Source organism: Gillisia sp. CAL575 (assembly GCF_000403785.1).
Lineage (GTDB): Bacteria > Bacteroidota > Bacteroidia > Flavobacteriales > Flavobacteriaceae > Gillisia.
Genome location: NZ_APHJ01000054.1, coordinates 311,277 through 318,372, shown reverse-complemented (window position 1 = coordinate 318,372; position 7,096 = coordinate 311,277). Strand labels below are relative to the sequence as shown.

Here is a 7,096-nt window from a genome sequence, read left to right as displayed (position 1 = left end):
GTTACTTCACCTGCTACTGGAGCAGCTGGAGTTTCAAGTTGCTCATTTACTTCTACATTCTCACTTGCTGGAGAAATACATCCTGCTTCATTAGTTACTGTAAAGGAATAGGTTCCTGCAGTTGCAGTTACTAGTCCTGAATCAGAAACACTCATTACAGAAGGAGTAAAGTCATAATCGTTATCAGCATTGAAATCTACTATTTGGAAGGTTCCCGTTGCTGTAGTACAAGTTGGTTGAGTTACTTCACCTGCTACTGGAGCAGCTGGTGCTTTAATTATCTCAAAATCTGTTTCCGCTACTAACGCACATCCAGAATTGTAACTGTAAAAAACTTTATAAATTCCAGCTTCACTATTTTTTACATCAATTACACCAGTGGTAGGGTCAATTTTTAAATCATCAGGAGAGGCTGAAAATACTCCATCCTTTCTTTTGTCGTATATTGGTATTGCATCATCCGAATCACTACAGGAAGGTGTATATGCTCCATAACTTAAGTTTGCTTTATTAAAAGAAAATTCAACTTGAATAGGTCCAATAAAATCATCTAAGCTAGCAGAATCACCGTTACCAGAACTTCTGGTAAATACCAACATAGATTTTATGTCCACACCAAAACATCCATCTTTATCCGCTACTGAATTTAATAAAGCAGTAATATTTACTGCACCTTCTATAAACTGTCTAGGTTCATATGATGTAAGTCCAAAAGGCTTATGAGGTAAATCTTCTAAAGTTGCTAAATTTATATTGGCGATCGGCAAATTAGAAGATAAAAGTGTACCTGTATCAACTAAATCCGCAAAGTTTAATTTTGAAAAACCATAAACACCAGGTGAAGTTTCATTCCATAAATAAAATGCAATTCCAGTAAGGACACCACCATTTGTATACTCAATAGTCAAACGAATATCATTTATAGTTCTACCCCCATGTGGACCAGCACTATTGAAACTTCCAGTATTACCAGATAATGCCCCTAGAGTTAAAGTGTTTTGAAAAAAATCGAACGCTAAGAAAGAACTACCTGTTGTTTCTTTTCGGTCTCCTCCCACAAACAACCATTGATTAAAGTTGGAATCCTGTCCAATGTGGTACATAGCCGTATTTATATCACCCTTTCCTGCAGCAGAACCATTTGTCCATCGCCAATTAGTAATTGCTTCATTTAATTGTGAAGAATGGAAAATGTTATCTGGTTGAATTGGTGAAAATTTATAAGGATCTCTTAATAATCTACTTAAATTAGTATCCAAAGCAGTTCCATCATTATTAAAAACATAACCACCAGTACCTACAAGAGAAAGAGGGTTTTTGAACCAATCACCACTATTATTAATTAAAATATTCTGAGCAATGTCAGTAGGAATTACTACAGGATCTATTAATAATGAACTAGCAGTATTAGAAAATAAATCTCCATCTATACCAAAACCACCAGTAGGTGGAGTTATTGGTACGATTTGCGCATTTGCACCCATGGACAACAAAAGTGTAACTGCAATTATTAATTGAATAAAAATGGAAGGTAATCCTCTAAAGGATTTTTTTGCATTTTCGAATTTTGGTAAAGTAGTTTTCCAAATCATAATGTACACTTTTGAATTAGTACTAAATTTTTATATGATTTCCCATTATTCAATTAAGAAATGGTTTATCAATACAATGTTTAATTTAAATGTTGTAAAAAGGAGTGATTTTGCTTGGGGCTCAATCACAATTCGTCCCCGTTGGGAGAAACAAATTATATTGAATACAGAAGATTTTGTGGGGGGAATCTTTTACAAATCGATTTGAGGCAATTTGATATATGCATTAATATGAAGTAAAATTATTATAATAGACTGTTAAAAAAAGGAATCATCAATATTTTAGATTAAATACCAATTTTATGGCATTAAATACATAAATTAAGTACGTAAAATACTCGTTTTCACCCATATTATAAGTTGAGTCCTTTTATTTTAAACTTTATTAATGAAATATCAATAGGGGATTTACCTTATTTTTTGGAATACAATAAAACTTAAATATTCGCTATCTATCCAAGAATCAGGTTCATTTCTGAGTAGGATTATTTTCTTTCATACATTAGCAATCTATGAGAATTGCCTTCGATTAAAGGAAATTTTTTGAGATCTATTTCGTAAATCCATCCTTCCTCTACAGTGCTGAAAACATCATATTCAGATTCTTCAGTATACCCCAACTGCTGTCTTGCATAATTCATCCAAGTTTGATAAGTGGGAACATCCATTGACTTTTCATTAGCCTTAACAATTAAAAAATTGTTAAGGATTGAGATTTGGAATTTTGCAGTAGGATTGTTTTTAACTTTTCCTATATCTTCCCAATCCCCTTCGTTCATTTGGAATAAACTAATACTATTAAGGTCGTTAGGATTAAAATCTACCGCATAGACATTATGGTTTCTCCCATAATTATCTGAATCTAGCATCCCAGGGACTGAACAGCTACTTAAGGAAATAAAGATGAATGTGATTAAAATGAATTTGATAAGATAAAAATTAGCATATTTAGTTGGGGCTAAATTTGCTGCGCTATGTTTTAACATGGGGGGCTACTTTAAAATATTTGATTAAATAATAATTCTAATAGTAGGTTAATAAGCAAAATCCTTTGGGGAAAATTCTACTTGAAAACAAACATAGCAGAAGTATTGTTTACAAAGTATAAATGATTAGTATATTAGACATAAAGTATTGAAAAATAGGTGAAAAACAGCTTGTTAAGAAGGAGTTAATTAAGATTAAACTTATTTAAATGTTATTAACAATCTTATATTTTTTTAGTTGTCGTTGATGTTTTTTATAAACTTTTATGAGGAGTCTAATGTATTATCTGCAAAACTTGTAAATTGCGTAAAAGCGAAAGGAATGAGTAAAAATTTAGCCGATTATCGTAAAAACTATATCAAAGGTGAATTGCTAGAATCAGAAATTCCTGAAAACCCATTGGAACTATTTGAGGTTTGGTTTGAAGAAATGGAAATGGTATTAAAATATAAACGTGAGAAAAATGATTCGACAGAAGTAAATGCCATGACTGTTTCTACTATTGGACTGGATGGTTATCCAAAAAGTAGGATCGTACTTTTAAAAGAGTTTAATGAGGAAGGTTTTCTCTTCTATACCAATTTAGGTTCAGATAAGGCAAAGTCACTTATGAAGAATCCCAATATTTGTTTGTCATTTTTTTGGGCCGGCCTGGAGCGCCAGGTTATAATTAAAGGAAAAGCAGAAAAAACTTTGGAAGAAAAAGCACATATATATTTTAATTCTAGACCTAGAGAAAGCCAATTAGGAGCATGGGCATCGCATCAAAGTTCTGAAATTGCTTCAAGAGAAGTATTAGATAAAACCCTGAGGGAATTGACCTTAGAATTTCTAGGTAAACCGGTTCCTAAACCAGAATTTTGGGGTGGTTTTGTAGTAAAGCCTATAAGTTTTGAATTTTGGCAGGGAAGACCTAATAGATTGCATGACCGAATATTATATACAGAAGAAAGAAAGAACTGGAATTTTAAACGTTTAGCGCCATAATTATGAAAAGACTCATACTTGTAAGACACGGAAAATCTGCTTGGGATCAAAATTTACCAGATGAAAAGCGACCTCTAAAAAAAAGAGGTGAAAAAGATGGCTTACTGATAGCTAAGTCTTTTTCCTCGTTTTTTCAGAAACCTGTAACCGTTTGGTCTAGTCCAGCAGTAAGAGCATTATCTACTGCCAATATTTTTAAAAGGGAATTAGTGATTGAGGATAAAGATTTTAATATTATAAAATCCCTTTACACTTTTCATAGTGGAGATTTGTATACTCAAATACAGAATTGTGATCCAAGTATAGATAATTTAATGATCTTTGGACATAATCCTGCAATGACAAATCTGGTTAATAACCTTGGAGATTCATATGTAGATAATATTCCAACCACAGGATTAACAGTTCTAGATTTTAAAACTAATAGTTGGAAAAACCTTAAAGATGGAAAAACAATTCTAAGTTTATTTCCTAAAAATTTACGATAAAATTAATGGGTAACAACCAATACATAAATAGAGAGCTTAGCTGGCTACAGTTTAATGCTCGGGTACTTCAAGAAGCAGAAGATGAATCTGTTCCACTTATTGAAAGACTTCGATTCTTAGGGATTTTTTCGAATAATTTAGACGAATTCTTTAAAGTGAGATATGCAACTATAAAACGTATAGATCTGGCAGGGAAGAGTGCGAAGAGTATTTTAGGAGGAATTAAAGCCAGTAAATTATTAGAAGAGATCACACAAATTGTTATAGAACAACAGTCTGAAAGTTTACAGGTGCTTCACAGCATTCAGGAAAAACTTAAGGATCACGATATTTATATTATCAATGAAAAGCAAGTTTCAGAATCTCAGGAAGCTTTTATAAAGAACTATTTCCTATCTAAAGTAAGCCCTGCACTTGTAACTATTATTTTAAATGATTTGGTAGATATACCAAGCTTAAAAGATAGTGCTGCATATTTAGCTGTGAAAATGGTAATGAAGGAGGAAATTCCTCAACAAGGAATTTCTAAATTATTGAATCGGCATATACACGATAAGAAATATGTTTTAATTGAGATCCCGAGAAGTATAGATAGGTTTGTTGTACTTCCTATGGAAGATGGGAAACAATATATAATTCTGCTTGATGATCTTATTAGATTTAATCTTAAAACCATCTTTAACATTTTTGAATATGAAAGTGTTACTGCGCATATGATTAAGATTACTAGAGATGCTGAATTAGATATAGATAGTGATTTAAGTAAAAGTTTTATAGAAAAGATTACCCTTAGTGTTCAAGACAGGTTAAAAGGAGATCCTGTTAGGTTTGTTTATGATATGAATATTGGAGAAGATACTCTTGCTTTTTTAATGGGGAAGATGGGCATAGACTCTACAGATAGTATAATTCCCGGAGGTAGATACCATAATAGAAGAGATTATATGAACTTCCCAAATATTGGAGGAGAAAAATTACTTTATCCGGCTATAGATCCATTACCAATAAAAGGTTTAGTTCTCCAAGGTAGCTTGTTGGGAATGATAGCTAAAAAAGATTATCTCCTATATGCGCCATATCAAACCTTTGCTTATGTTGTAAAATTTTTGCGGGAGGCAGCTCTAGATCCTAAAGTTAGAACTATTAAGATTACAATTTATAGGCTAGCCAAGATTTCACATATCGCCAGTTCCCTCATAAATGCTGTGAAAAACGGTAAAAAAGTGACTGTACAAATAGAGCTAAGAGCCAGATTTGACGAAGTTGCAAATATTAAGTATGCCGAGCAAATGCAGAAAGAAGGAGTGAAATTGATATTTGGCGTCACAGGTCTAAAAGTGCATTGTAAAACTTGTATTATAGAACGCGAAGAAAATGGGAAGCTTCATAGATACGGCTTTATAAGTACAGGAAATTTTAATGAGTCTACTTCTAAGATATATACAGATTATACTTTATTTACTGGTAATCAGGAAGTTTTAAAAGAAATCAATAAGGTCTTTGATTTCTTTGAGATCAATTATAAGGTTAGCAGGTATAAGCATCTTTTGGTATCACCGCATTATACTAAAATGGCTTTAGTCAAACTTATCACTACAGAAATCGATAATGCTCAAAGTGGAAAAAAGTCGGGAATTAAGCTAAAACTTAATAGTCTGTCTGATTATACACTTATAGATAAATTATACGAGGCAAGCCGGGCTGGTGTTAAAATCCAATTGATTGTACGCGGAATTTGTTCATTAATCCCTGGAGTTCCTGGAATGAGTGAGAATATTGAAGCAATTAGTATCGTAGATAAATTCTTAGAACATCCAAGAGTCTTTATTTTTGAGAACAATGGAAAACCTAAAATTTATATATCATCTGCCGACTGGATGTCCAGAAATATGGATTCTCGAGTAGAAGTATCATGTCCAATATACGATGAGGATATAAAAAATGAGATCTTGGAGACTTTTATGATAAGTTGGAATGATAATGTAAAGGCTCGCGTTTTAAGTGCAAATCAGGATAATGCATACAGAAAGAAGGAATTTCCAGCGGTACGTTCCCAATATGCACTTTACGAGTATTATGAACAAAAATTAGAAGAAGTAGAAGTTTGATTACACAACATAAATACGCAGCAATAGATATAGGTTCCAATGCGGTTCGGTTATTAATCTCAACAATAACAGAGCAGGAGGGAAGGGAGCCTATATTCAAAAAGACATCCTTAGTAAGGGTTCCAATTAGATTAGGTGCAGATGTTTTCATGACTAAGATGATTTCTGAAGAAAATCAGGTGAGAATGATTGATACCATGATGGCTTTTCAATTATTAATGAAATCCCATAAAATTGAAAGATATAAAGCATGTGCAACTTCCGCAATGCGAGAGGCAGAAAATGGGGTTCATGTGGTAAATGAAGTTTTAGAAAAAACCGGAGTAGAAATTGAAATTATAGACGGTAGCCACGAGGCGGCAATTATAGCAACTACAGATCTAAATCTTCTTATACAGAGTGATAAAACCTATCTCTATGTAGATGTTGGAGGTGGAAGTACAGAATTCACCTTATATTCCAATGGAATTAATATTGCTTCTAGATCTTTTAAATTAGGAACCGTAAGATTACTAAAAAATATTGTGGAGCCTGATATTTGGGAAGAGGTGGAAACATGGGTAAAGACTGTTACCAAAGATTATCACAGAATAGATCTGGTTGGATCTGGTGGGAATATCAACAATATTTTTAAAAGTAGCGGGAAAGCTATTGGGAAACCACTAAGTTTTCTGTATCTAAGTTCTTATTATCAACTCTTAAATTCCTTTACTTATGAAGAGCGAATTACAGAATTGAATTTAAATGATGATCGTGCAGATGTTATTATACCCGCAACAAGAATCTATCTATCTGCTATGAAATGGACCAAGGCCAGAAGAATTTATGTTCCAAAAATAGGATTGGCAGATGGAATTATAAAATCACTTTATCAGGAAAATTTATAATCTCTTAATAAGGCTTTAATTTCATATCTCTCAGATATTCTAGATCC

The 7,096-nt window shown here is 32.7% G+C and carries 5 protein-coding genes and 1 pseudogene; 4 read left to right on the top strand and 2 right to left on the bottom strand.

The features are described from left to right. A pseudogene (locus I130_RS16130) lies at positions 1-1,592 on the bottom strand (hypothetical protein); the annotation flags it as partial. 485 nt (positions 1,593-2,077) lie between these two features. Further along, entirely contained in the window at positions 2,078-2,578 is a 501-nt protein-coding gene (locus I130_RS16120; RefSeq protein ID WP_034925676.1) for a hypothetical protein, read from the bottom strand. Positions 2,579-2,900: 322 nt separating this feature from the next. Here I130_RS16120 and pdxH point away from each other — a divergent pair, with 322 nt between their 5' ends. The 4 genes from pdxH to I130_RS16100 are packed head-to-tail and all read left to right on the top strand — an operon-like array spanning position 2,901 to position 7,049. Next, positions 2,901-3,566, top strand: a complete 666-nt coding sequence (gene pdxH, locus I130_RS16115) for a pyridoxamine 5'-phosphate oxidase (RefSeq protein ID WP_034925749.1) — start codon at positions 2,901-2,903, stop codon at positions 3,564-3,566. Between the two features lie 2 nt (positions 3,567-3,568). Beyond that, positions 3,569-4,054, top strand: coding sequence for a SixA phosphatase family protein (locus I130_RS16110; RefSeq protein ID WP_034925673.1), 486 nt, complete (start codon positions 3,569-3,571; stop codon positions 4,052-4,054). A 5-nt stretch (positions 4,055-4,059) separates the two neighbouring features. Continuing rightward, positions 4,060-6,162 (top strand): polyphosphate kinase 1, encoded by a 2,103-nt coding sequence (gene ppk1 / locus I130_RS16105; RefSeq protein WP_034925669.1) that lies wholly within the window; start codon positions 4,060-4,062, stop codon positions 6,160-6,162. Beyond that, a complete protein-coding gene (locus I130_RS16100; RefSeq protein WP_034925667.1) occupies positions 6,159-7,049 on the top strand; it encodes a Ppx/GppA phosphatase family protein in 891 nt (296 codons plus the stop codon). The genes ppk1 and I130_RS16100 overlap by 4 nt, the downstream gene beginning before the upstream one ends. The last annotated feature ends 47 nt before the right edge of the window (positions 7,050-7,096 follow it).

Coding starts and splice junctions, on each gene's coding strand:
- pdxH (WP_034925749.1), top strand. CDS start 2,901: ATGAGTAAAAATTTAGCCGATTATCGTAAAAACTATATCAAAGGTGAA.
- ppk1 (WP_034925669.1), top strand. CDS start 4,060: ATGGGTAACAACCAATACATAAATAGAGAGCTTAGCTGGCTACAGTTT.
- I130_RS16110 (WP_034925673.1), top strand. CDS start 3,569: ATGAAAAGACTCATACTTGTAAGACACGGAAAATCTGCTTGGGATCAA.
- I130_RS16120 (WP_034925676.1), bottom strand. CDS start 2,578: ATGTTAAAACATAGCGCAGCAAATTTAGCCCCAACTAAATATGCTAAT.